This is a genomic window from Xanthomonas melonis (assembly GCF_020783655.1).
In the GTDB taxonomy this organism is placed as follows: Bacteria; Pseudomonadota; Gammaproteobacteria; order Xanthomonadales; family Xanthomonadaceae; genus Xanthomonas; species Xanthomonas melonis.
This window is the reverse complement of sequence record NZ_JAJGQH010000009.1, coordinates 137560-160532: the sequence shown is the minus strand read 5'-3', so window position 1 is coordinate 160532 and position 22973 is coordinate 137560. Positions and strand designations below refer to the sequence as shown.

The window sequence follows — 22973 nt, the reverse complement described above, 5'->3', positions numbered from 1 at the left end:
GGTCCGGCTCAGTCGGCGCTGATCAGCACGGCCTCGCGCGCGCGCAGCGCTGCGTAGACCGGATCGGTCTGCGGACGCACGCCATGCCACAGCGCGAAGCTTTCGGCCGCCTGTTCCACCAGCATGCCCAGGCCGTCGATGGCATACCGGCACTGCGCCGCGCGCGCCCAGGCCAGGAACGCGATGGCGGTGTCGCCATAGTTGAGATCCACCGCGGCGGTGAGGCTGTTGACCAGGCCCAGCGGCAAGGCGAACGCGCCGGCGTCGCGGTCGCGGCCGGCGGCAGTGGCATTGACGATCAGTTCGAAGTCGCCCAGCTCGCGCAGGTCTTCGATGTAACGCGAGGTCACCCGCGCCGGTTCGCCCAGTGCGTCGCACAAGGCATCGGCGCGCTCGGGCGAGCGGTTCACCACCACCATTGCGGTGATACCGGCTTCCAGCAGCGCTGGTGCCACGCCGCGGGCGGCACCACCGGCGCCGAGCAGCAGCACGCGGCGGCCGCGCAGATCCAGGCCGTGGCGCTCGGTGAGATCGCGCACCAGGCCGGCACCGTCGGTGTTGTCGCCCTGCCACCGGCCGTCGTTGCGCACCAGCGTATTGACCGCACCGGCCAGGCGCGCGCGCGCGCTCAGGCTGCTGGCCAGCGCATAGGCGTCCTCCTTCAGCGGCAGGGTGACGTTGGCGCCCTTGCCGCCTTCGTCGGCGAAGCGTTGCAGCGCCGCGGCGAAGTCCTCCTGCGGCGCATCGATGGCGGTGTAGTCCAGCGCAATGCCGGTCTGCTTGCCGAAGTCGGCATGGATGGCCGGCGACAGCGAATGGGCAACGGGGTGACCGAACACGGCATAACGGGATGCGGGCATGAAACGCTCTCTGGTTGACTAGACTGTGCGTGGGACAGGACAGGAACACCGCATGCGACTTCGATGGACGCTGCCCGCGCTGGCGGCGAGTTTACTCTTCGCGCCGTCGGCGTCGGGGCTGGCCGAATTCGGCATCGAAGGCATGGGCGTGGTCTCCACCCCGGCCAACGAGGCGCGCGCCACGCTCAGCCCGGACGGGCAGCGCATCGTCTGGGCCAGCGACCGCGCCGGAGGCGCCGGCGGCTGGGATCTCTGGCAGGCGCACCTGCGCGGCGGGCGCTGGCAGGACGCGCAACCGCTGCCGATCAATACCGCCCAGGACGAGAGCACGCCGCTGTTCAGTGCCGACGGACGCTGGCTGCTGTTCGCCTCGTCGCGGCCGGGCGGCGCCGGTGGCGACGATCTTTACCGGGTTCCGGTGGACGCACAGGGCAGCCTCGGTGCGGTGCAGTCGCTGGGCGCGGCGATCAACGGCCCGGGCAACGAGCGTGCGCCCACGCTGTCGCTGGACGGCACGCGCCTGCTGTTCGCCAGCGACGGGCACGGCGGTGCCGGCGGCCTGGATCTGTTCGTGGCGCGCTGGGATGGGCGGGCCTTCGCGGCAACGGAGCCGTTGCGCGGGATCAATACCGCCGCCGACGAGGCGGATGCGGCCTGGCTTGCCGATGGCCGTGGCCTGGTCTGGGCGCGCGGCCGTGCAGACGGCCCTGGCCAGTTGCTGCTGGCCGCCTGCAAGGACGGCGCTTACGGCCCTGGCCAGCCGCTGCAGCTGTCGTTCAACGGGCCGCAGGAGCGTACCTTCGGCGCGGTGGTGGACACGGCCAAGCCGGGCGAACTGCTGGTGACCGGCAGCGCACGCGCACCACGCGCCGGGCAGCTGGACATCTACCGGATGAAGGTGCCGGCAGTCGATGGAGAGCTCAGCTGCCGCTGAGCGGGGCGGCGATCGGTGAGCAGCAGGGCAATGGCGAGCCGTGCGCCACACCGCCGCAGCCTGTGCGCACCGGCCGTTCCCACCGCAGCGCGCCGCACGACTGCTCGCTGCGCACTGTCGCCGCTATCAGTACACGTCGCGCCGGTAACGGCCGGCTGCGGTCAGCGATTCCAGGCGGGTCTGGCCCAGGATGTCGCGCAATGCGGCGTCGACCGCACGCGCCATGCTGTCCAGGCTACCGCAGACGTGGATCACCGCACCGCGGTCGATCCAGTGCCGCAACGCATCGCCGGCTTCACGCAGCCGATGCTGCACGTAGCGCTTGTCCGCCTGATCGCGCGAGAACACCTGATCCAGTTGCTGCAGATGCGCACTCGCCTGCCAGGCGCGCAGTTCGTCGGCGAACAGCCGGTCGTGCGCGGCCTGGCGTTCGCCGAACAGCAACCAGTGCCCGTGCACGCCGGCCAGCTCGGCCTCGCGCAGCAGGGCGCGCAGGCCGGCGATGCCGGTGCCGTTACCGATCAGCACCATCGGTGCCGCATCGACGCGATGGAAGCCGGGATTGGTGCGCAGGCGCGCCTGCACCGGCGCGCCGAGCCCGGCGTGCAGGATCAGCCAGCCCGAGCCCAGGCCGGGGCGGCCATCGGCAGCGGTCGTCAGCCTGACCACGGCGGTGGCGACACCATCGGCTGCCACGCTGGCCAGCGAATAGTCGCGCGTGGGCAGCCAGCTGCACGCATCCAGCCAGGTCTGGGGATCCGGCCCCGGCACCGGCGGCGTGGCCGGTGCCGCCGGGAGCACGCGCTCGGCGGCGGCGCGGTGCAGCGGCAGCAACTGCGCCTCCACGTGTACCGATGCCTCCGCCGACAGGCCCCAGGCCGCCAGGCAGGCACGCACCTGCGCGTCGGCATGCGCGGGCTGCACTTCCAGGATGTCCCCGGCCTGCCAGTGGGCATCGGCCGGCGGCTGCAGGTCGATGCGCCAGATCGGCCCGCCTTCGCTGCCAGGGTTGAGGAGGCTGCGCGACTGCAGCAGCCAGCCCGTGCGGCGCGGTCGCGGCGGTGGCGCCGCAGCCAGCGGCGTGCCGGCGATCTGCTCCAGTTGCGCGTGCCACTGCGCCAGCGCCTGCGGGTCGAGCTTGTCGATTTCCACCGCCGGGAACAGCGCGCGCGCGCCCTGTGCCTGCAGCCAGTGTTCGGTCTGCCGCGAGAACCCGCAGAACCGCGCGTACTGGCGATCGCCCAATGCCAGGACCGCATAGGCCAGTTGCGGCAATGCCACGCGCTGACGCAGCAGCTCGCGCTCGACGCTACGCGCCGCATCCGGCGGCTCGCCATCGCCAAAGGTACTGATCACGAACAAGGCATGCCGGGTCGCCTGCAGGCGCTGCGCATCCACCTGCGCGAGCGGACACACCTGCACCGGCAGACCGGCCGCCTGCAGATGGCCGGCCGCCTGCCAGGCCAGGCGTTCGGCAAAACCGCTCTGGCTGGCGAAGGCGATCAGCCACGGCTCGGCCTGCGATGCCGGCGGTGCGCTCTGCAGCACCGCGCGTGCGGCACGCAGCGCGCGCTTCTTGCGGCGTCGATCCAGATACAGCATCCAGCCGCTGACGAAGAACACCACCATGCCCAGGCTGGCCAGCATCAGCACGATGCGTCCGGGCAGCCCGAAGAAGCTGCCGGTGTGCAGCGCGAACATGCTGAGCATCCACTGCTGCCCGCGCGTCAGCAGCGCATAGTCGCGGCGCTGCAGTAACGCGCCGCTGCCGGGGTCGATCTCCAACGTATCGAAGGCACGGTCGTGATCGGGATGGTCGGGCAGGAAGCGGGCGATCAGCGGTTGCCCGGAACGGGCGGGAATGCGCAGATCCACCGCCCCATGCTGGGTGGCCGCGATGCCATCGAGCGTACGCTGCACGCCAGCGAAATCCACCGTTGCAGCACGTTGTTCGGCAGGTTCGCTGCGGGGCGCCGGCTCGGCGCCCAGCAACGCCGCCATGCCGTCGCGATACCAGGGATAGGACCAGGTCAGGCCGGTCAGCGCCACCAGCAGATAGACCAGCAGGCACCAGGTGCCGAACACCGCGTGCAGGCTCCACAGAAAGCTGCGTCCCTGCCGCCGCCATTCCACCGCCAGCCAGGTGCGTGGGCTCCACCAACGCCGCGGCCAGCGCAGGTACAGGCCCGAGGCACAGAAGAACAGCAGGATCAGCGCGCACGCGCCGGTCACCGCCTGACCGCGCTTGCCGGCAGCCAGATGGCGGTGCAGGTCCTCGATGAAGGCGAACGCATCGCTCAGCCGCGGGGCGGCCATGCGCTCGCCGGTGTAGGGATCGAAATACACCCGCGCACTGCCTTTGGCAGGCAGGCGTGCGTTGGACGGCCGCGTCCCGGTGGGATCGATCAACATGCGCGTGACCGCCGGGCCCTGCACCGGATCACTGCGGTCCAGCTCGAGCCGCTGCAGCAGGACATCTACAGGCAAGGCCCGCTCGCCCGCCGCGTTGCGCTCGGCCAGCTGCGCCACTGCAGGATTGGCCAGCCGCACGATCTCGTCCTCGAAGGAGAGCAACGCACCGGTGACTCCCATCACCGACAGCACCAGGCCGGCAGTGATGCCGAGCAACCAATGCAGCTGGAACAGCAGCGTTTTGATCAAGACAGCAACGACCCGAGAGCGGCCGCCCATTGTAGATGAGAATGCGTCTCGCTGCGGCGGTCGGCGCGAGCAACCCGGTGCCGCAGGGTGCAATCAGCAGCACCCGCGCCTGCGGTCCAACCCAGCTGCCGCGGGGGCCTCAGTCAGTGTCGCGTAACCAGCGCGCGACCTGCGGAGCGAAATAGGTCAGCACACCGTCGGCGCCGGCGCGCTTGAACGCCATCAGCGCTTCCAGCACGCATTTGCGCTCGTCCAGCCAGCCATTGGCGGCAGCGGCCTTGAGCATCGCGTACTCGCCACTGACCTGATAGGCGAAGGTGGGCACGCGGAATTCGTCCTTCACCCGCCGCACCACGTCCAGGTACGGCATGCCCGGCTTGACCATCACCATGTCCGCGCCCTCTTCCAGGTCCAGCGCGATCTCGCGCAGCGCCTCGTCGCCGTTGGCCGGGTCCATCTGGTACGTGGTCTTGTCGGCCTTGCCCAGATTGCCGGCGCTGCCCACCGCATCGCGGAACGGGCCGTAAAAGGCCGAGGCGTACTTGGCCGAGTACGCCATGATGCGCACGTTGAGATGCTGCTCGGCATCGAGCGCGCGGCGGATCGCGCCGATGCGGCCATCCATCATGTCCGAGGGCGAGATGATGTCCACGCCCGCCTGCGCGTGCGACAGCGATTGCTTCACCAGCGCTTCGACGGTGATCTCGTTGAGCACATAGCCCTTGTCGTCGATCAGCCCGTCCTGGCCGTGGGTGGTGTACGGGTCCAGCGCCACGTCGGTCATGATCCCCAGTTCCGGAAAGCGCGACTTCAGCGCACGCACTGCGCGCTGGGCCAGACCGTCCGGATTCCAGGCCTCGGCCGCATCCAGGCTCTTGCCGGCCGGGTCGATCACCGGGAACAGATCGATCACCGGAATCCCCAGTTCCAGCGCGTTTTCCGCCTCGCGCAGCAGTTCGTCCAGCGACAGGCGCTCCACGCCCGGCATCGAGGCGATGGGCGCGCGGCCCGGCAGTTCGTGGACGAATACCGGCCAGATCAGGTCGTCGGTGGTGAGCGTGTTTTCGCGCATCAACCGGCGCGAGAACGCATCGTGGCGCATGCGGCGGGGGCGATAATGCGGGTGGGCCATGACCAGGCTCCTGGAGACAGCCCCCAAGTTTACGCCCGCCATCTGCCGCAGGACGCGCTGCGACGCAGTGTCGCAGCGCTGCAACGGCAGGCCACGCAGGTTGTTGGCCTGCGCGCCACAGCGACACGTACGACACGTGCGGCACGTGCAGCCGATGGCGGCCTTGGTACGGCGCCGGCCACCGATACCGCGTTAGATCACTCCCCCGCCCAGGCTCAGCCGGATCACCCCGACCACGATCACCAGGCCATTGAGCAACAGGCCGGTCTTGGCGCGGCCGCGGTGACCGGCCGAGGTGAACAGCAGGGCGATTGCAGCGATCAACGCGCCCACTGCCGCGAACGGAATCAGGAACCAGTTGCCCCAGCCCAACAGCGGGATGAAGGCCAGCACCATCCACAACAAGGCCACGATGCCCCACAACAGGCTGATCAATCCCACAGGTCACCTCGTCATCCGGAGAAAACCCGAGCTTAGCCCTGCACCTGGCAAGACGCCGTGGGCGGGTGGTCACCCTGACCAATGGCAGCTTGGCAACGGCCTCACATGGGCATGGCTAGTGTTCGGCACTGTCCGGTCGGATTCGGTGCCGTTCAGTCCGGGCACCGGATCATCGCCATCACTACCCACGGGGGGCTTCGATATGAACCTGCAGTCGCACATCAGGCGCGCCGCCATCGCCACGGCCGCTACCGCGCTGTTGGCCGGTTGCGCCAGCAGCTCCAAGGTGATGCTGGGCCAGGCGCGCGCACCGATCGACCCGGCGCAGGTACAGGTCTACTCGCACGCGCCGGCCGGCTCGGTGGAAATCGCCCAGCTCGAATCCACCAGCGCCGCCGGCTTCGGCACCCAGGGCCAGACCGATGCCGCCGTGCAACGCCTCAAACGCGAAGCGGCCAAGCTCGGCGCCAATGGCGTGGTGATCGTCGGCGTGGGCTCGGAGCGCTCCGGCGGCGGCCTGTCGGTCGGCGGCGGCAGCTATGGCGGCCGCGTCGGCGGCGGCCTGGGCATCGGCATCCCGACCACGCAGAAGCGCGCGGCCGGCATGGCGATCTGGGTGCCGGCGGGGGCCGAAGACTAGATTTGGTCCAACTTCTGCAGCCTGCTAACGGCCGACGTGGAAGCGTTGCATGAGGGTATCAGTCCTTGGTTTGGAGTCTATCCCGGATGCACGCAGATCGGGCGCACCACCAAAGGGTGAAACCAACGATAAGATGCGTTATCTTGCCCAACCGAGTTAGTCGTTGCGCTCGGATACAGCGTCATTCAAGGCCACGTATTCATTGGCAAGCGTTCAGGTTCTCAAGCAGCTGATGAAACTCGTGTGGTGAACTTCCTGAACTAAGGAATAGTGATGAAGAGATTGATATGGACATTGGCGCTACTTTTTGCCGGCCAAGCCGAGCTTCAAGCCCAAAGCGTTTATGAAAAGCTCGTGTGCCGCGACAACGATCCTTTCGTGTTTTGCACGCAGGGATGCAAGGGAGCCGACAAGAATTGGATTGCGGTAGATCCCATAAGCGGGACAACTGCACCAATGCTCGGATATTGCGTGCAGCCTAGTCTTTCTGTTTGCTGTAAGGGTCCCTATTGCGGACCATGGACGCAGACTGGCATTGATGCTTATTACCAGTACAAAAGGATCTGCCCCAAAGCGATGAAACAGGGTCGTTGGAATGGTAAGACGCCCCCTGAAAAGGTTCCTCACGACCACTGAGTGGATGCATTGGAAACTGGGTGAGTGCATCGGATGATTGTCGCAAGGCAGACATGCTTCCGACACTACGTCATTCATTGCCAGGATCCGACAGATTCATAGGGCCGGGCCGATCAGTCTCGTCGGGGCTATCATTTCTGCCGTGTGAGATGAGATGCATTCTGAACATACTGCATCTGCTGAGCGTGGCGGCAATCTCAAGAATCGCGGATCTATCGGCGTGTCATCCAGACCACGCCATAGATTCACTTCATGCAGCTGTGCAAAACAATCAATTCGGCCGCTTGCTGCGACCTCCTTGCTGCTCCGGAATGAACTGTGTCTCTACCGCCTTGGCCAACTGATCCGGTGGCAGCAGGCCCTGGTCGAGCAGGAAGTTGTTGAACGCCAGGCGGTCGAACTTTTTGCCTAGCGCCAGCTCGGTGCGCATGCGCAGTTCCAGGATCCGGGTATAGCCGTAGAAATAGCTGCCGGCCTGTCCGGGGGCGCGCACGGTATAGCGATCCAGTTCCTGGCGTGCCATCGCCGGCGACAGGCCGACATCGTCTTCCAGCACCTGACGTGCGCGTTCGCGATCGATCAGGCCGAGATTGAGCATCGGGTCGAGCATGGCGCGTGCGGCGCGCAACAGGCGGAATTGCAAGGCGATCAACTGCCCGTCGAGCGGCTCGTAAGGCACCATTTCGGCTTCGGCATACAGTGCCCAGCCTTCGACGTTGACCGAGTTGAACGCGAACAGGCTGCGCGCCAGCGAGACGCCGCGTTCGACCATGGCAGTGAACTGCAGCTCGTGGCCGGGACGCCCTTCGTGCGCGCTGAGCGTCCACGCCGCCGAGCCGAAGTTGAAGTCGTCGTACTGATCCTTCTTGCTGCCCTCGGCCTTGCTGCCATCGGCCGAGGGGTTGCCCAGCGGCAGGACGAACTGGCCCTGCTGGCCGGTGTTGCCGATCAGCGGTGCGGGACGGAAGTGCGGGGCCGGCGAAGCCGCGCTCTCGGCAGCGCTGCCCAGCCGCATCTGCATCTGACGGTTGGGCACATCGACGATGCGTTGCTGACGGATGATCGGGTCGATCCGGTCGATCACGCCGCGGTAGTGCGTTTCCAGCTGGTCGTCGGCGATGGTGTCGCGCTTGAGCGCGCGGATCACCTGCGCGTAGTCGTCGCCTTGCACGCCCTTGGCCTTGGCCACCAGCGGCGCCAGCTGCTGCATGACCGAACGGGTTTCCATGAATTCCAGCTGCGCGCGCTGGATCAGCAACTGCGGCGCGATATCGATTCCCACCTGCTTGAGCTGGAACGCGTACAAGGGCTCGGGCAACCGGGTGTCCTTGCGCGCCTTGGGCAGCACCGTCTTCTTCGTCCAGGCGGCATAGTCCTTGAGCTGGCTGGCCATGGACGCAAGCGCGTCATCGGCGCCTGCGACCTTGTATTCGGCGAACAATTCCCGGATACCGGCGACATAGGTGTCCACATTCGCCAGCGCCTGTTGCACCTCGCGTTCGGTGGGCTGCAAGAGCGCCTTGTTGGACAGCTGTTCTTCGTAGCGCTGGCGGGCGAGCGTGGTGATCGGGGTGCTACCCGGCAGCAGGCCGAGATAGCGCTTGAGGCGGTCCAGCGCCTTGGCCCGACGCGCGGCCGGCACCTGTTCGGACAGCAGGTCGTTGAGCCCACTGAAGACCAACTGCGGCGCATCGGTCCACGGCAGCAGATAGCGCTCGTTGAGCTCGCTACCCTCGATGTTCTGCTCGGCCGCGCCGATCATGATCTGCAGGTCCTGACGCACGTTGGCGTCGCGCTCGCTGGCGAGCCTGGCCTGCAGTTCGCCACGCGCCTTGCGCATCGCCTCGCGGTAGCGCTGCGCGTTGTTCGGTCCCAGGTCGGCCACCTGATCGTCATAGCCTTCCAGGCCGAACGCGGTGGCCGATTCGGGCTGGAACGGCGCCTGCGCGCTCAGCAGGATCTGCGCATAGCCGTTGCTGGTCTGCACCCAGGCGGGCGTGGCGGGGGCGCTGGCCGCGGCCGGGGTGGTCTGCGCCTGCAGCGGCGAGCAGACGCCAAGCGCCAGGGCGACAGCAATCACGAGAGGTTTCATCGAGCGGATTCCAACGGGGCGATGCGCGACCGTACGCGCAGCGCACGATGCCGGCAACCTGCCGAAGGTCATCGTCCGGCCATGCATGCGCTATCGAAGCAGGCTACCCGGTGCGGTTGCCCATGCGGCAGCCCGTCCCCACAGATACAGCCTCTTGCGGCACCTTGCATCGATACCCTGCGCACTGTCCGGGCTGCTGCATGCTGCCAGCGCTCCCGGCGGCGCGTGACGACCGATTGCGCGCGCTACTTGACGTGTGGGCGCACCCGACGGACGGGGGCGCCCCGCTCAGGGGGTTCAGGGGCTCAGGCAACGTGCCAGGAACGCCTCCGCAGTCCTGTAGCGATGCAAGGCCGTGGCGCCGGACAAACCGTGCTTGGCGCCCGGATAGGTCATCAGTTCGAACGGGGTGCCGCGCTGCTGCAGGTCGCTCATCAGCGTGGTGGCGTTGGTGAACAGCACGTTGTCGTCGGCCATGCCGTGGATCAACAGCAACCTGGCGCGCAGGCCATCCAGATGGGTGGCCACGCGCGCCTGGCGGTAGCCTTCGGCATTGCCCGCCGGCAGGTCCATGTAGCGTTCGGTGTAGTGGGTGTCGTACAGGCCCCAATCGGTGACCGGTGCACCGGCCACGCCACAGGCATAGGCCTCGCTGTGCCTGGCCAGCAGCATCAGGGTCATGTAACCGCCGTTGGACCAGCCCTGGACGCCGATCCGCTGGGCATCGACCCAGGGTTGTTGCCTCAGCCAGGCCACGCCTTGCAACTGATCGTCCACTTCCACCGTGCCCTGCTTGCCATACAAGGCACCACCGAAATCGCGGCCACGCCGCGGGGTGCCGCGATTGTCGAGCGAGAACACCACGTAGCCGCGCTGGGCCAGATACTGATCGAACAAGGCATCGCCGCGACCGGGCCAGGCATCGAGTACGGTCTGCGAGGCGGGACCGCCGTAGACGTACACCATCACCGGGTAGCGCCGGGACGGGTCGAATTGCGCCGGCTTGATCAGCCGGTAGTGCAGCGGGGTCTTGCCATCGGCGGCGGTGAGCGTGCCGAATTCCACCGGCCGCTGCGCGTCGCGGTACCTGGAATAGGGATGCTGCGGATCGGCCAGATCGTTCTTCAGCAGCGTGGCGATCTTTTCGCCATTGGCGCGGAACAGCTCGATCTGCGGCGGCGTGGCGGTGTTGGACCAGCTATCGACATACACGCTGGCGTTGCTGGCGAAGCTGGCCGCATGCGTGCCGTGGGTGGCTGAGCGCTTTTCGATGGCACCACCCGCGAGCGGAACGGCGTAGACGTGCGTCTGGGTCGGCGACTCCTTGCTGGCGGAGAAGTACGCCAGCCCGGCCTGCTCGTCGACTGCCAGTAGCGCATCCACGACCCACTGCCCGGAGGTCAGCGGCGCGAGCGTGCGGCCGTCTTCGGAGGCCAGGTACAAATGCGCGTAGCCACTGCGTTCGGAATTCCACACGAACCGGCCGTCCTTCAGGAAGCGCAGATCGTTGTTGAGCGGCACCCAGGTGGGCGAGGTCTCGGTGACGAGCATGCGCTGCCGACCGGTGGCCAGCGTGGTTTCGATCAGTTCGAGGGTCTTCTGGTCGCGCGACTGGCGCTGGAAGGTCAGCCGCTGCGCATCGCGCCAGTCCACGCGCGCCAGGTAGATGTCCTGGTTCTTGCCCAGGTCGATCCAGCGCGGCGCCGCGTCTGCGCGCGGTGCGATCACGCCCAGCTGCACGGCGACATTGGGCTGACCGGCCTGCGGGTAGCGTTGCTCGATCACCTCGGTGTGGTCGGCGTACACCTCCGGCCGCTTCTGGATCGGCACCGCCGATTCGTCGATGCGCGCGAAGGCGATCGCCGAATCGTCCGGCGCCCACCAATAGCCGGTGTGACGGTCCATTTCTTCGTCGGCGACGAATTCGGCCACGCCGTTGCCGATGGTGTCGCTGCCGTCACGGGTGAGCTGCAGCTGTTTGCCGCTGGCCAGATCGATCACCCACAGGTTGCGCGCGCGCACGAAGCTGACGAAGCCGCCCTTGGGCGACAACTTGGCATCGGTGGCGAAGCCTTCTCCATGGGTGAGCTGGCGGACCGCTGCCGCGCCGGTCTTGCGCAGGTCGTACAGATACAGCTCGCCGCCGAGCGGAAACAGCAGCGCGTGCGCGTCGGGCGCCCATTGGTAATCCACGATGCCGGCGAAGGCGGCGATGCGCTGACGCTCGCGGCGGGCCTTTTCCGCATCGCTCAGGGTTTCGGTGCCCGGCAGCACGACCTTGGAATCCACCAGCAGACGGGTCTGGCCGCTGGCGATGTCGTATTCCCACAGATCCAGCTGATTGCGGTCGCTGTCCTTGCCGCGCAGGAAGCTCACCCGCGAGCCGTCCGGGGCCACCTTGGGCTTCATCAATGTCGGTCCGGACAACGGCATCGGGCCGGTGATGGCCTCCAGGGTGAGCTTCTCGGCGTGGGCCATGGGAACGGGACTGAGCATGAGGGCGAGGGCGGCGAACAGGGCGCGCATCGAGGATCCTGAAAAAAGGCTGCGCACAGGATGCAGGGGGGAAGGGGGTTTGAGAAGCGCGCGCTCGCGGGGGGCGATCGGCGATGTTCGCCGCTGGCGCTTGGTGCGGTGCGCTACAGGATCGTGCAGGCGCAGGCTGCGGACCGCCTGCCCAGCAAAACGAACGCCAGCGCCCGGCAGTGGACTGCGTGTCTTCGGCGGCGCCGTGCACTCCCCCTTTCGGAGACTGAGGTGCAGCCGCGAACGATCGCGGCTACGCAGCCTTCTGCCGGTGCGTTCAGCGTTTGCCGAACAGGTGCCGGCGCTCCTCATCGCTGAGCGGCTTGCCGGCGTTGGGGTTGACCTTCTGCTTGAGCGCGTAGGCGCGCTGGGTGGCCGGGCGCGCGGCGATGGCGTCGTGCCAGCGCTTCAGATGCGGGAAGGCGGCATAGTCGGGCGTGAGGTCGGCGTACACCTCGATCCACGGGTAGCTGGCCATATCGGCAATGCCATAGTCGTCGCCGGCCAGGAACGCCTGCGCGGCCAGGCGTTTGTCGAGCACGCCATGCAGGCGGCGGACCTCGGCGTTGTAGCGTTCGATCGCGTAGGCAATCTTCTCCGGGGCGTAGACGTTGAAGTGCCCCATCTGGCCGCTCATCGGGCCCAGCCCACCCATCTGCCAGAACAGCCATTCCAGCGCGGCGATGCGGCCGCGTGGCTCGCGCGGCAGGAAGCGGCCGGTCTTCTCGGCCAAATACAGCAGGATGGCACCGGACTCGAACACGCTCTGCGCCGGGCCGCCATCGGCCGGCGCATGATCGACGATGGCCGGCATCTTGTTGTTGGGCGAGATCTGCAGGAAGGCCGGCTCGAACTGCGCACCCTTGCCGATGTCGACCGGCTTGACGGTGTAATCCAGCCCGGCTTCTTCCAGGAACAAGGTGACCTTGTGGCCATTGGGGGTGGGCCAGTAGTACAGATCGATCATCACGCGCTCCAACTGTCGAGGGCGACGCCAGGCGGCGCCAGGGACCCACGATGGTAAGGCCGGCGCCGTGATCGGCAGGCGCCTAGTCGCGGCCGGGACCGGAACACTGTGTGACACCGGTAGCTCCGGACCGATGCTGCACTGCAAATTGACTTTGTTAAGCGGCAGCTAACAAATGCGCGATTGTTTGACGACCTTCACCTGTCCCGCCCGGGACCGGTGCTTCTTCATTTGGGGATTGAATCATCGTGAGAGAGCCACGCACCCTGCCGCGCACGCGGCGCCTGACGTCTGCCCTGCTGTTCGCATTGTCGACTCCGCTGGCTGCGCAGACCGCGCCGGCGCCGCAATCGGCGTCCACCGTACCCGGCTCCAGCCAGGCCGATCCGGCCACCCTCGATACCGTCCAGGTCAGCGGTATCCGCGGCAGCCTCACCTCGTCGATGAACGTCAAGCGCGATGCGCAAGGCATCGTCGACGGCATCGTGGCCGAGGACATCGGCAAGTTCCCCGATACCAACCTGGCCGAATCGCTGCAACGCATCAGCGGCGTGTCGATCGATCGCTCGCTGGGCGAAGGCTCGCGCGTCACCGTGCGTGGCGTCGGCCCCGACTTCAATCTGGTGCTGTTGAACGGCCGGCAGATGCCGGGCGCCACCATCGAAGATGCCAGCGCCTCCAACTCGCGCGCGTTCGACTTCGCCAACCTGGCGTCGGAATCGATTTCCGGCATCGAGGTGTTCAAGACCAGCCGCGCCAGCACGCCTACCGGCGGTATCGGCGCCAGCATCAACATCAAGACCACCCGCCCGCTGGACAACCCGGGCCTGCATGCCAACGTGGGTCTGAAGGGCGTGCACGATGCGTCCAACGAGAACCTGCCCGGCCGCCTGCAGGGCGATTCGCTGACCCCGGAAATCTCCGGCATCTTCAGCAACACCTCGGCCGACGGGCGCTTCGGCGTTGCGGTCACCGGCAGCTACCAGGAACGCGATTTCGGCTACAGCCAGGTCGGCGTGCCCAACGGCTGGCGCGCCTTCCGCGGCGATTCCACCGCCTACGGCACCATCCCGCAGCCCGGAACGCCGGGCGCGCAGAACATCGTCAACCGCCCCGGCCCGAACGACATCTACTCGGTGCCGCAGAACCTCAACTACCGCGTGGTCGGCGTGGAACGCCAGCGCACCAACGGCCAGCTGACCCTGCAATACAAGCCGCTGGACAACATCACCACCACGCTGGATTACACCTACTCGGAAAACAAGATCCAGCAGCAGCGCAACGAAATGTCGGTGTGGTTCAACTACGGCCCGTCGGCCAGCGCCTGGACCAATGGTCCGGTGGCCGGCCCGATCAGCTATTCGGAGATCGTCGATCCGGCCACCAGCGATCTGGCCACTGCCGGCTCCAACGCGGCCACCCGCAACCAGAACAAATCGCTGGGTTTCAACGTGGATTGGGCGGTGAACGACCAGTTCAAGTTGAACTTCGACGTCCACCGCTCCACCGCCGAGGCCGGCCCGGACGGCCCTTACGGCTCGGGCAATTCGCTGGGCGTGGCCGGTTTCTACCGCGGCACCTCGGTGGTGGATTTCAGCAAGGATTTCCCGGTGCTGCAGCAGCAGCTGGGCTTCGGCCTGACCGGGCTAGATCCCTCTCGCACCCTGGTCACCGGCTCCACCTTCCGCAATAGCTACATGAAGTCGGAGATCGACCAGGCGCAGGTCAATGGCGACTTCACCTTCGAGAACTATTCGCAGTTGAAGTTCGGCATCGGCAGCACCGAGGTCAAGAACCGCTCGGCGTTCTCCAATGTGCAGCGCGACACCTGGGGCGGCGCGGGTACCGCAGCCGATTACCCGGACGACCTGTGGATTCCCACCTCGTTCCCGCGCTATTTCGATGCGATCGACGGCAGCGGCAATCCGGCGCAGTTCAGCCAGCTGTTCCTGTTCGACTTCGAGCGTGCGCGCCAGGCGGCCGCGCGGGTCGCCGGCGACGACGCGCTGTACCGCCCGTCGCCGATCTACAACACCGACCGCCGCGTGACCGAAAAGTCCAAGAGCGCCTACCTGCAATGGGGCAACAGCTGGGACGATCTGCGCGTGCCGATCACCCTGGCGGCCGGCGTGCGCTATGAGGAAACCGAGGTCCAGGCGCGAGCGCTGGTGCCGGTGGCGGTGGGTATCGACTGGGTAGCCAACAACGAATTGCCGATCCGTCTGGCCGACTCGGCGTTCTCCGGCGGCAGCGGCAAGTACGAATACTGGCTGCCCAGCCTGGACCTGAGCTTCAAGCTCACCGAGGATCTGGTGCTGCGCGGCAGCTATGGCGAAACCATCGGCCGTCCCGGCTGGGGCGACATCCAGGGCGGGCAGACGCTCAATCAGATCGCGCGCATCGAAGGCGGCACCGGGCAGGAAGGCAATCCCGGCCTCAAGCCGCTGCTGTCGCACAACATCGATTTCTCGCTGGAGTGGTACTACAGCGACGCCAGCTACGCCTCGGTGGGCTTCTTCCGCAAGAACATCGACAACTACGTCGGCGTGACCACCCGCAACGATGCTTCGCTGGGTCTGAACACGCCGATCGGCGGCGCGTACTGGAACCAGGCGCTGGCCAACAGCTGTGCCACCGCCGACCTGACCTGCATCCGCAACTACATCTTCCGCAACTTCAACGGCCAGCCCGGCGTGGTGCGCGGAGCCGACGATTCCAACGGCAACGCCACCGGCGTGATCAGCGGGCGGCCGGGCGATCCGGTGGCCAACTTCGCCATCACCGCGCCGGCCAACCAGCGCTCGGCGTCGCTGGACGGTTGGGAATTCAACGTGCAGCACATGTTCGGCGACAGCGGTTTCGGCGTGTCGGCCAACTACACCATGGTCGACTCGGGCCTGACCTACGACAACTACGTCATCGGCGAGCAGTTCGCGCTGGAAGGGCTGAGCGATTCGGCCAACGTGGTCGGTTTCTACGACAAGGGGCCGTGGCAGATCCGTGCCGCCTACAACTGGCGCGACCAGTTCCTGGCCGCGCGGTTCGACGGCAGCGGTCAGCCCAACCCGGTCTATACCGAAGCCTATGGGCAGCTGGACCTCAACATCGGCTACCAGTGGAACGAGAACCTGTCGCTGAGCCTGGAGGCGATCAACCTCAACGATGCGGTCCAGCGCCAGCACGGCCGTCATCCGAACCAGGTGATCTTCGCCACTCAGACCGGCCCGCGCTACATGCTGGGCCTGCGCTACAAGTTCTGGTGATGTGAGCCGCTCCAGGCGACCCGGCAGCGCGTCTGCCGGGTCGCTGTTTCGACCTTCCCGTGCGGTGTCCGGATGCGGGCCATCCGGCACTTGCCTGGCGAAGGGCAACTGTCCAAGCATGGGCCACGCGCCCCGCGTGATGTGGCTGCCCCCATGACCAATGCCGTGTTGTTGAACAACCTCGATCACCGCGACCTGCGCGTGATCACCGCCCATGGCGCCGCCTACGGCGACGACGTGATGTCGGCGGCGACCTTTCCCCAGGAATTCCGCCAGCTGCAGGCGCAGTACCCGATCGTCTTCCACCGCAGCGGCAACGGGCGTTTTCAGCCGCTGGCCTTGCTGGGGTTGCGACTGGGCGAGAACCTGTTTCTGGAGGGCGCGCGCTGGGATGCGCCCTATGTGCCGCTGGCGATCCAGCGCCAACCGTTTCTGATCGGCCAGCAACCGGAGGGGCCGATGGTGCATGTGGACCTGGACAGCCCACGCATCGGCCGGCACGACGGCGAACTACTGTTTCGCGAACATGGCGGCACCACCGAGTTTCTCGACCATATCAGCCAGTTGCTGCGCACCCTGCACGACGGTTTGGCCGAGAGCGATGCCTTCGTGGAGCGCGCATTGCGCTACGAGCTGCTCGAACCGTTCGTCTTCGAAGCCACCCTGGACAATGGCCTGGACTGCCGTCTGGCCGGTCTGTACACCGTGCACGAGGAGCGCCTGCGCGCGCTCGGCAATACCGCGCTGCTGGACCTGCACCGGCACGGCGATCTGGAGCCGCTGTACATGGCAGTGGCCTCGATCGCGCAGTTCCGCCACCTGCTCGAACGCCTCAACCGTCGCCATGCCGGCTGAGCCGCGCCCTATCGACGAACGCCACGGCCTGGATCCGCAGCAGCTGGATCCGGCGCTGTTGCGCTCGACCACGCCGCTGGTGCTGCGCGGACTGGTGCGCGACTGGCCGCTGGCCCGCGCCGGCGCGCAGTCCGCGCAGGCCGCCGCCGCCTACCTGCGCGGCTACGACCGCGGTGAGGCCGTCGTGGCCCAGGTCGGGCCGCCGGAGATCGGCGGGCGCTTCTTCTACAACGCGGACATGAGCGGCTTCAATTTCCGCCCCGAGCGCGTGCCGCTGGGGGTGGTGCTGGACACGCTGCTGCGCGACCTGGACAACCCGCAGCCGCCGGCGATCTATGTCGGCTCCACCACGCTGGACACCTACCTGCCCGGCCTGCGCGCGCACAATCCGATCGCGCTGCCGCAGGCCGAACCGCTGGCCAGCATCTGGATCGGCAACCGCACCCGCATCGCCGCCCATCAGGACCTGCCGGACAACCTGGCCTGCGTGGTCGCCGGGCGCCGCCGCTTCACCCTGTTTCCGCCCGATCAGCTGCGCAATCTGTATATCGGCCCGCTGGATCTCACCCCGGCCGGGCAACCGGTCAGCCTGGTGGACATCGCCGCACCGGATCTGCAGCGCTTTCCACGCTATGCGCAGGCGCTGGAGCACGCCCTCGTCGCCGAGCTGGAACCTGGCGATGCGTTGTTCATTCCCAGCATGTGGTGGCATCACGTGCAGGCGCTGGAGGGCTTCAATGTGCTGGTCAATTTCTGGTGGCGGCAGAGCGCGGCCTATATGGACTCGCCAATGAACGCGCTGATGCTGGCGCTGCTGGCGGTGCGCGATCTTCCGCCCGAACAGCGTGCCACCTGGCAGGAGGTGTTTCGCCATTACGTGTTCGAGCCCGACGCGCACACCGCTGCGCATGTGCCCGAGGCCGCACGCGGCGTGCTGGCACCGATGGACGCGGACCGTGCCCGCAGCCTGCGCGCGCGGCTGCTGCAACGCTTGAACCGCTGAGGACTGCCGATGGACCACGCCCCCCTTTTCGACCCACGCCAGCGCCCGGTGCGCCGCGTGGTCATTGCCGGTGGCGGCACCGCCGGCTGGATGGCCGCCGCTGCGCTGTCCAAGCTGCTGGGCCGGCACCTGCAGATCACCCTGGTGGAATCGGACGAGATCGGCACCGTCGGCGTGGGCGAAGCCACCATCCCCAGTCTGGTCACCTTCCACCGCCTGCTGGAGATCGACGAGGCCGCGTTCATGGCCGCCACCCAGGCGACCTTCAAGCTGGGCATCGCCTTCGAGCACTGGCGCGATGTGGACAGGCACTACATCCATTCCTTCGGGCATACCGGTACCGACCACTGGAGCGCCGGCTTCCACCACTTCTGGCTGAAAGGCTGCCAGCGCGGGGTGGCGCGCGCCTTCGGCGACTACTGCCTGGAACTGCGCGCGGCCGAAGAAGGGCGTTTCGCGCATCTGCCCAACGGCGGCATGAACTACGCCTACCATCTGGATGCCGGCCTGTACGCACGCTTCCTGCGCCGTTTCAGCGAAGGCTTCGGCGTGCGGCGCATCGAAGGGCGCATCGGCGAGGTCGACACCGACCCGGAGAGCGGTTTCCTCACTGCCTTGACGCTGCGCGACGGCACGCGCGTGGAAGGCGACCTGTTCGTCGACTGCACCGGCTTTGCCGGGCTGCTGATCGGCAAGACCCTGGGCGTGGGCAGCGAGGACTGGTCGCAGTGGCTGTTCGCCGACAGCGCGCTGGCGGTGCAGACCGAATCGGTCGGCCCGCCGGTGACCTACACCCGTGCGCGCGCCGACCAGTCCGGCTGGATGTGGCGCATTCCGCTACAGCACCGGGTGGGCAACGGCATCGTCTATTCCAGCCGCTACACCGACCAGGACAGCGCCAGGGCGGTGCTGGAGCGCAATCTGCAGGGACGTGCGCTGACCGAACCGCGCGCGCTGCGCTTCACCCCCAACCAGCGCCACCGCGTGTGGGAGAAGAATTGCGTGGCGCTGGGGCTGGCCAGCGGGTTCCTGGAGCCGATCGAGTCCACCAACATCCACCTGATCCAGCGTGGCATCGTGCGGCTGTTGCAGACCTTCCCGCAGGTCATCCACCCGGTCGACGTTGCCGAATACAACCGCCAGGCCGCCGAGGAAATCGCGCATATCCGCGATTTCGTGATCCTGCACTACCACGCCACCGACCGCCGCGATACGCCGTTCTGGCGCGACTGCGCGGCGATGGACATCCCCGATTCGCTGCGCCACCGGATGCAACTGTTTCGCGAGAGCGGGCGGGTCTTCCACCGCGGCAACGAGCTGTTCGCGGAAAACTCCTGGGTGCAGGTCATGCTGGGCCAGGGCATCACACCCCGCCAGCACCACCCGGTGGCCGACCTGATGGGCGATACGGAGCTGAGCCAGTTTCTGCAGGGCATCCGCGGGCGGGTGGAGGCCGCGCTGGTGCGGCTGCCGGCGCATGCGGACTTCCTGCACCGCTACTGCCCGGCCGCGCCGCCGCAGGGGACGGCCACACCGTTGCCGTCCCCTGCGGCGCTGGGGAGCCCGGCAGGATGAAATTCGCCTCCGGCCGATGCAAGGCTTGGCTTCCACCGCCCCAGCAATGCTAGATTGCGGCTTTGCCGTCCCTTGCGGGAACAGGGGCCGGCGCTCACCGCAGCAACGTATCTTTCGCACTCGGGGTAAGGGGGACGCATGTTGGATCTGACACAGGGCCGTATGGCACGCCGGATCGCGCCGGTCATTTTGCTGGTCGGCCTGGCCGCCTGCTCCAAGCAGGAAGACAAGGCCGCCACCACCGCTGCCACGCCTGCGGCACCGGCCACCACGCCGGCACCGACGCCGGCCACCGCAGTCTCGCCGCAAGTGCAGTCGATGGGCGCGGACCAGCTGCGCGAATCGGCCACCAAGGCGCTGCAGGAGAACCGCATGTACGCCCCGGCCGGCGACAACGCGGTGGAGTACTACCTGGCGCTGCGCGAGAAGCAGCCGCAGGACGCCACCGTCAACAGCGCGCTGACCGACCTGATGCCGTACACGCTGATCGCCGCCGAGCAGGGCATCGGCCGGGAGGAGTTTCCCGAAGCGCAGCGGCTGATCGCGCTGATCGAAAAGGTCGACCCCAAGGCACCGGCGCTGCCGCGTCTGAAGAGCGGCCTGGACACCGCCATGAAGACCGCCGCCAGCCGCTCCGAGCAGGATGCCGAGCAGGCCAAGAAGCTGGCCGAGGACAAGGCCAAGCAGGCCGCAGAGCAGAAGCGCCTGGCCGAGCAGCAGTCGCGCGAAGCCGCTGCGGCCCAGCAGATCGCCGCCCAGCAGGAAGCCGCACGCCAGCAGGCCGCCGAAGCCGAGCGCCAGGTAGCTGCCAGGCGCCCGGCCGAACCGGCCGCGCCGACCGCCGCTGCGCCCCGCCCGACGCCGGCGCCCGCCGCCGCTGCGCCGGCCGCGCAATCGCTGCGCCCGATCAGCACACCTGCACCGCGCTACCCACCCGAAGCGCTGCGCGCCGGTACCTCCGGCGAAGTGCTGGTGGAGATCACGGTCGGCACCGATGGTTCGATCACCGCCTCGCGCGTGCTGCGCGCCAATCCGCCACGCGTGTTCGATCGCGAAGCGCTCAACGCGGTCAAGCGCTGGCGCTTCGAACCGGTCGCCGCACCAGTGACCACCCGCCGCACGCTGTCGTTCAACCCGGGCGGTTGATGCGGCTACGGCAGACCGCGCGCCGAGCGGAGAGCTCGGCGCCGGAACTGGAACTGGAATTGGGATCAGTCTCCATCGCGACCGACGCGAACTGCCCAGTCGTTGGCCGCTGCCGATCGACACGCGAGAGAGTGGACACGCAAACGCCCGCAGCACTGTGGGCGTTTGCGTCTCTGGCGACATCTGCAATCGCAATGCGACGCTATCGGTAACGCCCCCATCGTGGCCGGGGGCCGCTCCTACATCGGTTGCCGAACGACTGGGGCATGAGGCCGAAGCATCGCGCAGCACCTAGCCCGAGATGGCCAGACGTTCCTGGTGGTAGCGACGCACCGCTGCGTACCACAGCCCCGCGGCCAGACCAAAGCCGGCCAGCAGATACACCGCCCAGGTCTGCGCGGTGATGGTCTCATGGCGAATCACCTTGAGCAGCATCTGGTTCTGCGCCAGGAAGGGCACCGCGAACTGCCAGAGCTGGGTCTTGAGCGGATACGCCATCAACGCGTAACCGGGCAGCATCGGCAGCAGCAGCAGCCAGGTCATATGCGCCTGCGCTTCCTTCATGCTCTTGGCAGCGGCCGCCAGGTAGGTCAGCAGCGAGGTGCCCACGAACAGCATCGGCACCAGGATGAACAACATCTGCAACATCGGCACGAAGCCGACGTTGAGCTGGCGGCCCAGGGTCGATGTGGACAGCTGTGCGCTGAGCTTGAACGCCAACAACGTGAGTAGCAGCGACACCATGCCGATCACGCAGGCGGCGGCGATCTTGCCGCTGACGATCGCGCTACGCGGCGCGGGCGTGGCCAGCAGTGGTTCCAACGACTGCCGTTCGCGCTCGCCGGCGGTGGCATCCAGGATCAAGGAAGCGCCGCCCAGGAACGAAGTGATCACCAGCAGCACCGGCAACAGCATCGCCATCACCTGGCCGCGCTTGGCTTCGGCGGTGGCCAGATCCTGCGCAGCCACTTCCAGCGGCCTGCCCACCTGCGCATCGATGCCGCGCGCCAGCAGACGCAGTGCGCCCACCTGCTGGCTGTACGCACTCAATGCCGCCTGCAGGCGCATGCTCGGCACATCGGCCTCGCGACGGGTGCTGTCCTTGATGACCTCCACCAGGGCCGGGCGGCCCTCGCGCCAATCCTCCGCATAGCTGTCGCTGATGCGCAAGGCGACGTCCACATCCTGATTGCGGATGGCGGCGGTCAGATCCGCGGGTGCATCCACCGCATTGAGCCCCTGCGCGGCCAGAAAGCGCACCAGATTCGGCGCATGCGCGCGACCGAGCGTGGGAATGTCCAGCGGCTTGTCGATCTGCGTGCGTACGCGGCTCTCGCTCAAGGCGCCCATGCCGAGAATCAGGATGGGATACAGCAAGGGCGAGAGCAGCAATGCCAGTGCCAGGGTGCGGCGGTCGCGCGAGATATCGCGCAGTTCCTTGCGCAGCACCGTCCACACCGTAGCGAACAGGGAGGTCTTGCTCATGCGTGCAGTCCTTCTTCCGAGCCGATCGCCTTGACGAAGGCGTCTTCCAGATTGTCTTCGCCGGTGGCCGCGCGCAGCTCGTCGGCGCTGCCGGATGCCACCACCGTTCCCCTGGCAATGATGACGATGCGATCGCACAGCGCCGCCACCTCCTGCATGATGTGGCTGGAGAAGATCACGCAGCGTCCTTCCGCACGCAGCTGCTGCAGGAATCCGCGCATCGCGCGCGTGGTCATCACGTCCAGTCCGTTGGTGGGTTCGTCCAGGATCACGTTGCGCGGGTCGTGCACCAGCGCGCGTGCAATGGCGGTCTTGGTGCGTTGGCCCTGGCTGAAGCCTTCGGTCTGGCGGTCGAGGATGTCGTCCATGTCCAGCGCGGCGGACAACACCTGGGTGCGCTGCGCGATCTGCAGCTGCGACATGCCGTGCAGCTCGCCGAAATAGGCGATGTTCTCGCGCGCGGTCAGCCGCTTGTACACACCGCGCGCGTCCGGCAGCACGCCGAGCGCACGGCGCACCGTCACCGGATCGTGCGCGGCATCCACGCCATCGACGGTGACACGGCCCTGCTCCGGCGACATCAGCGTATAGAGCATGCGCAAGGTGGTGGTCTTGCCGGCCCCGTTGGGGCCGAGCAGGCCGGTGATCTGGCCATCGGCCGCGCTGAAACCGACGCCGTCGACCGCCTTCACCACCCCGGTCTTGGTCTGGAACGACTTGTGCAGATTTTCGACGACGATCATGCGTGCGCCTCCGT

17 protein-coding genes are annotated in these 22973 nt (G+C 67.3%); 8 read left to right on the top strand and 9 right to left on the bottom strand.

What is annotated here, in order from left to right; all coding sequences use genetic code 11:
• Positions 1-8 precede the first annotated feature (8 nt).
• Positions 9-860 carry a shikimate dehydrogenase gene (aroE, locus tag LL964_RS10850; RefSeq protein ID WP_104587714.1) on the bottom strand — a complete coding sequence of 284 codons (852 nt, stop codon included), beginning with the start codon at positions 858-860 and terminating at the stop codon, positions 9-11.
• 52 nt (positions 861-912) lie between these two features.
• Here aroE and LL964_RS10845 point away from each other — a divergent pair, with 52 nt between their 5' ends.
• The gene (locus LL964_RS10845; protein WP_104587715.1) at positions 913-1794 is read left to right on the top strand and encodes a TolB-like translocation protein; all 882 of its coding nucleotides are present in this window, start codon (positions 913-915) and stop codon (positions 1792-1794) included.
• Between the two features lie 126 nt (positions 1795-1920).
• On the opposite strand, the gene LL964_RS10840 is transcribed toward LL964_RS10845, so the two are convergent.
• The 3 genes from LL964_RS10840 to LL964_RS10830 all read right to left on the bottom strand — a co-directional run bounded on the left by LL964_RS10840 (position 1921) and on the right by LL964_RS10830 (position 6022).
• Positions 1921-4455 carry a PepSY domain-containing protein gene (locus LL964_RS10840; protein ID WP_104587716.1) on the bottom strand — a complete coding sequence of 845 codons (2535 nt, stop codon included), beginning with the start codon at positions 4453-4455 and terminating at the stop codon, positions 1921-1923.
• Positions 4456-4594: 139 nt separating this feature from the next.
• Complete coding sequence (hemB, locus tag LL964_RS10835) at positions 4595-5587, bottom strand: porphobilinogen synthase (protein ID WP_104587717.1); 993 nt, start codon at positions 5585-5587, stop codon at positions 4595-4597.
• Positions 5588-5779: 192 nt separating this feature from the next.
• The gene (locus LL964_RS10830; RefSeq protein ID WP_208621455.1) at positions 5780-6022 is read right to left on the bottom strand and encodes a hypothetical protein; all 243 of its coding nucleotides are present in this window, start codon (positions 6020-6022) and stop codon (positions 5780-5782) included.
• Between the two features lie 208 nt (positions 6023-6230).
• Here LL964_RS10830 and LL964_RS10825 point away from each other — a divergent pair, with 208 nt between their 5' ends.
• Positions 6231-6668 (top strand): hypothetical protein, encoded by a 438-nt coding sequence (locus LL964_RS10825; RefSeq protein WP_104587718.1) that lies wholly within the window; start codon positions 6231-6233, stop codon positions 6666-6668.
• Between the two features lie 273 nt (positions 6669-6941).
• Positions 6942-7304, top strand: coding sequence for a hypothetical protein (locus LL964_RS10820; protein WP_104587719.1), 363 nt, complete (start codon positions 6942-6944; stop codon positions 7302-7304).
• Between the two features lie 271 nt (positions 7305-7575).
• Here LL964_RS10820 and LL964_RS10815 read toward each other — a convergent pair whose 3' ends face one another.
• The 3 genes from LL964_RS10815 to LL964_RS10805 all read right to left on the bottom strand — a co-directional run bounded on the left by LL964_RS10815 (position 7576) and on the right by LL964_RS10805 (position 12889).
• Complete coding sequence (locus tag LL964_RS10815; RefSeq protein ID WP_167395353.1) at positions 7576-9396, bottom strand: DUF885 domain-containing protein; 1821 nt, start codon at positions 9394-9396, stop codon at positions 7576-7578.
• Between the two features lie 297 nt (positions 9397-9693).
• Entirely contained in the window at positions 9694-11922 is a 2229-nt protein-coding gene (locus LL964_RS10810) for a S9 family peptidase (RefSeq protein ID WP_167395354.1), read from the bottom strand.
• 277 nt (positions 11923-12199) lie between these two features.
• On the bottom strand, positions 12200-12889 hold the full coding sequence (locus tag LL964_RS10805) for a glutathione binding-like protein (protein ID WP_104587825.1): 690 nt from the start codon (positions 12887-12889) through the stop codon (positions 12200-12202).
• Positions 12890-13137: 248 nt separating this feature from the next.
• Between LL964_RS10805 and LL964_RS10800 the strand changes: the two genes are divergently transcribed.
• From LL964_RS10800 to LL964_RS10780, 5 genes are all read left to right on the top strand, one after another.
• Positions 13138-16152, top strand: a complete 3015-nt coding sequence (locus LL964_RS10800) for a TonB-dependent receptor (RefSeq protein ID WP_104587722.1) — start codon at positions 13138-13140, stop codon at positions 16150-16152.
• Positions 16153-16305: 153 nt separating this feature from the next.
• Positions 16306-17007 carry a SapC family protein gene (locus LL964_RS10795; RefSeq protein ID WP_167395355.1) on the top strand — a complete coding sequence of 234 codons (702 nt, stop codon included), beginning with the start codon at positions 16306-16308 and terminating at the stop codon, positions 17005-17007.
• Positions 16997-18010 (top strand): cupin-like domain-containing protein, encoded by a 1014-nt coding sequence (locus LL964_RS10790; protein WP_104587723.1) that lies wholly within the window; start codon positions 16997-16999, stop codon positions 18008-18010. The genes LL964_RS10795 and LL964_RS10790 overlap by 11 nt, the downstream gene beginning before the upstream one ends.
• A 9-nt stretch (positions 18011-18019) precedes the next feature.
• Positions 18020-19585 (top strand): tryptophan halogenase family protein, encoded by a 1566-nt coding sequence (locus tag LL964_RS10785; protein ID WP_104587724.1) that lies wholly within the window; start codon positions 18020-18022, stop codon positions 19583-19585.
• Positions 19586-19723: 138 nt separating this feature from the next.
• A complete protein-coding gene (locus LL964_RS10780; RefSeq protein WP_104587725.1) occupies positions 19724-20731 on the top strand; it encodes an energy transducer TonB in 1008 nt (335 codons plus the stop codon).
• A 291-nt stretch (positions 20732-21022) separates the two neighbouring features.
• Here LL964_RS10780 and LL964_RS10775 read toward each other — a convergent pair whose 3' ends face one another.
• Together LL964_RS10775 and LL964_RS10770 are read right to left on the bottom strand one after the other, a co-directional pair.
• Complete coding sequence (locus LL964_RS10775; RefSeq protein ID WP_104587726.1) at positions 21023-22216, bottom strand: ABC transporter permease; 1194 nt, start codon at positions 22214-22216, stop codon at positions 21023-21025.
• Positions 22213-22959, bottom strand: a complete 747-nt coding sequence (locus tag LL964_RS10770) for an ABC transporter ATP-binding protein (protein WP_104587727.1) — start codon at positions 22957-22959, stop codon at positions 22213-22215. Before LL964_RS10770 ends, LL964_RS10775 begins: the two co-directional genes overlap by 4 nt.
• Positions 22960-22973 lie beyond the last annotated feature (14 nt).

Bases quoted from the DNA above. Each gene is read 5' to 3' on its own strand.
- aroE (WP_104587714.1), bottom strand. From the start codon at position 860: ATGCCCGCATCCCGTTATGCCGTGTTCGGTCACCCCGTTGCCCATTCG.
- LL964_RS10775 (WP_104587726.1), bottom strand. From the start codon at position 22,216: ATGAGCAAGACCTCCCTGTTCGCTACGGTGTGGACGGTGCTGCGCAAG.
- LL964_RS10805 (WP_104587825.1), bottom strand. From the start codon at position 12,889: ATGATCGATCTGTACTACTGGCCCACCCCCAATGGCCACAAGGTCACC.
- hemB (WP_104587717.1), bottom strand. From the start codon at position 5,587: ATGGCCCACCCGCATTATCGCCCCCGCCGCATGCGCCACGATGCGTTC.
- LL964_RS10845 (WP_104587715.1), top strand. From the start codon at position 913: ATGCGACTTCGATGGACGCTGCCCGCGCTGGCGGCGAGTTTACTCTTC.
- LL964_RS10810 (WP_167395354.1), bottom strand. From the start codon at position 11,922: ATGCGCGCCCTGTTCGCCGCCCTCGCCCTCATGCTCAGTCCCGTTCCC.
- LL964_RS10785 (WP_104587724.1), top strand. From the start codon at position 18,020: ATGGACCACGCCCCCCTTTTCGACCCACGCCAGCGCCCGGTGCGCCGC.
- LL964_RS10795 (WP_167395355.1), top strand. From the start codon at position 16,306: ATGACCAATGCCGTGTTGTTGAACAACCTCGATCACCGCGACCTGCGC.
- LL964_RS10815 (WP_167395353.1), bottom strand. From the start codon at position 9,396: ATGAAACCTCTCGTGATTGCTGTCGCCCTGGCGCTTGGCGTCTGCTCG.
- LL964_RS10780 (WP_104587725.1), top strand. From the start codon at position 19,724: ATGTTGGATCTGACACAGGGCCGTATGGCACGCCGGATCGCGCCGGTC.
- LL964_RS10825 (WP_104587718.1), top strand. From the start codon at position 6,231: ATGAACCTGCAGTCGCACATCAGGCGCGCCGCCATCGCCACGGCCGCT.
- LL964_RS10790 (WP_104587723.1), top strand. From the start codon at position 16,997: ATGCCGGCTGAGCCGCGCCCTATCGACGAACGCCACGGCCTGGATCCG.
- LL964_RS10770 (WP_104587727.1), bottom strand. From the start codon at position 22,959: ATGATCGTCGTCGAAAATCTGCACAAGTCGTTCCAGACCAAGACCGGG.
- LL964_RS10820 (WP_104587719.1), top strand. From the start codon at position 6,942: ATGAAGAGATTGATATGGACATTGGCGCTACTTTTTGCCGGCCAAGCC.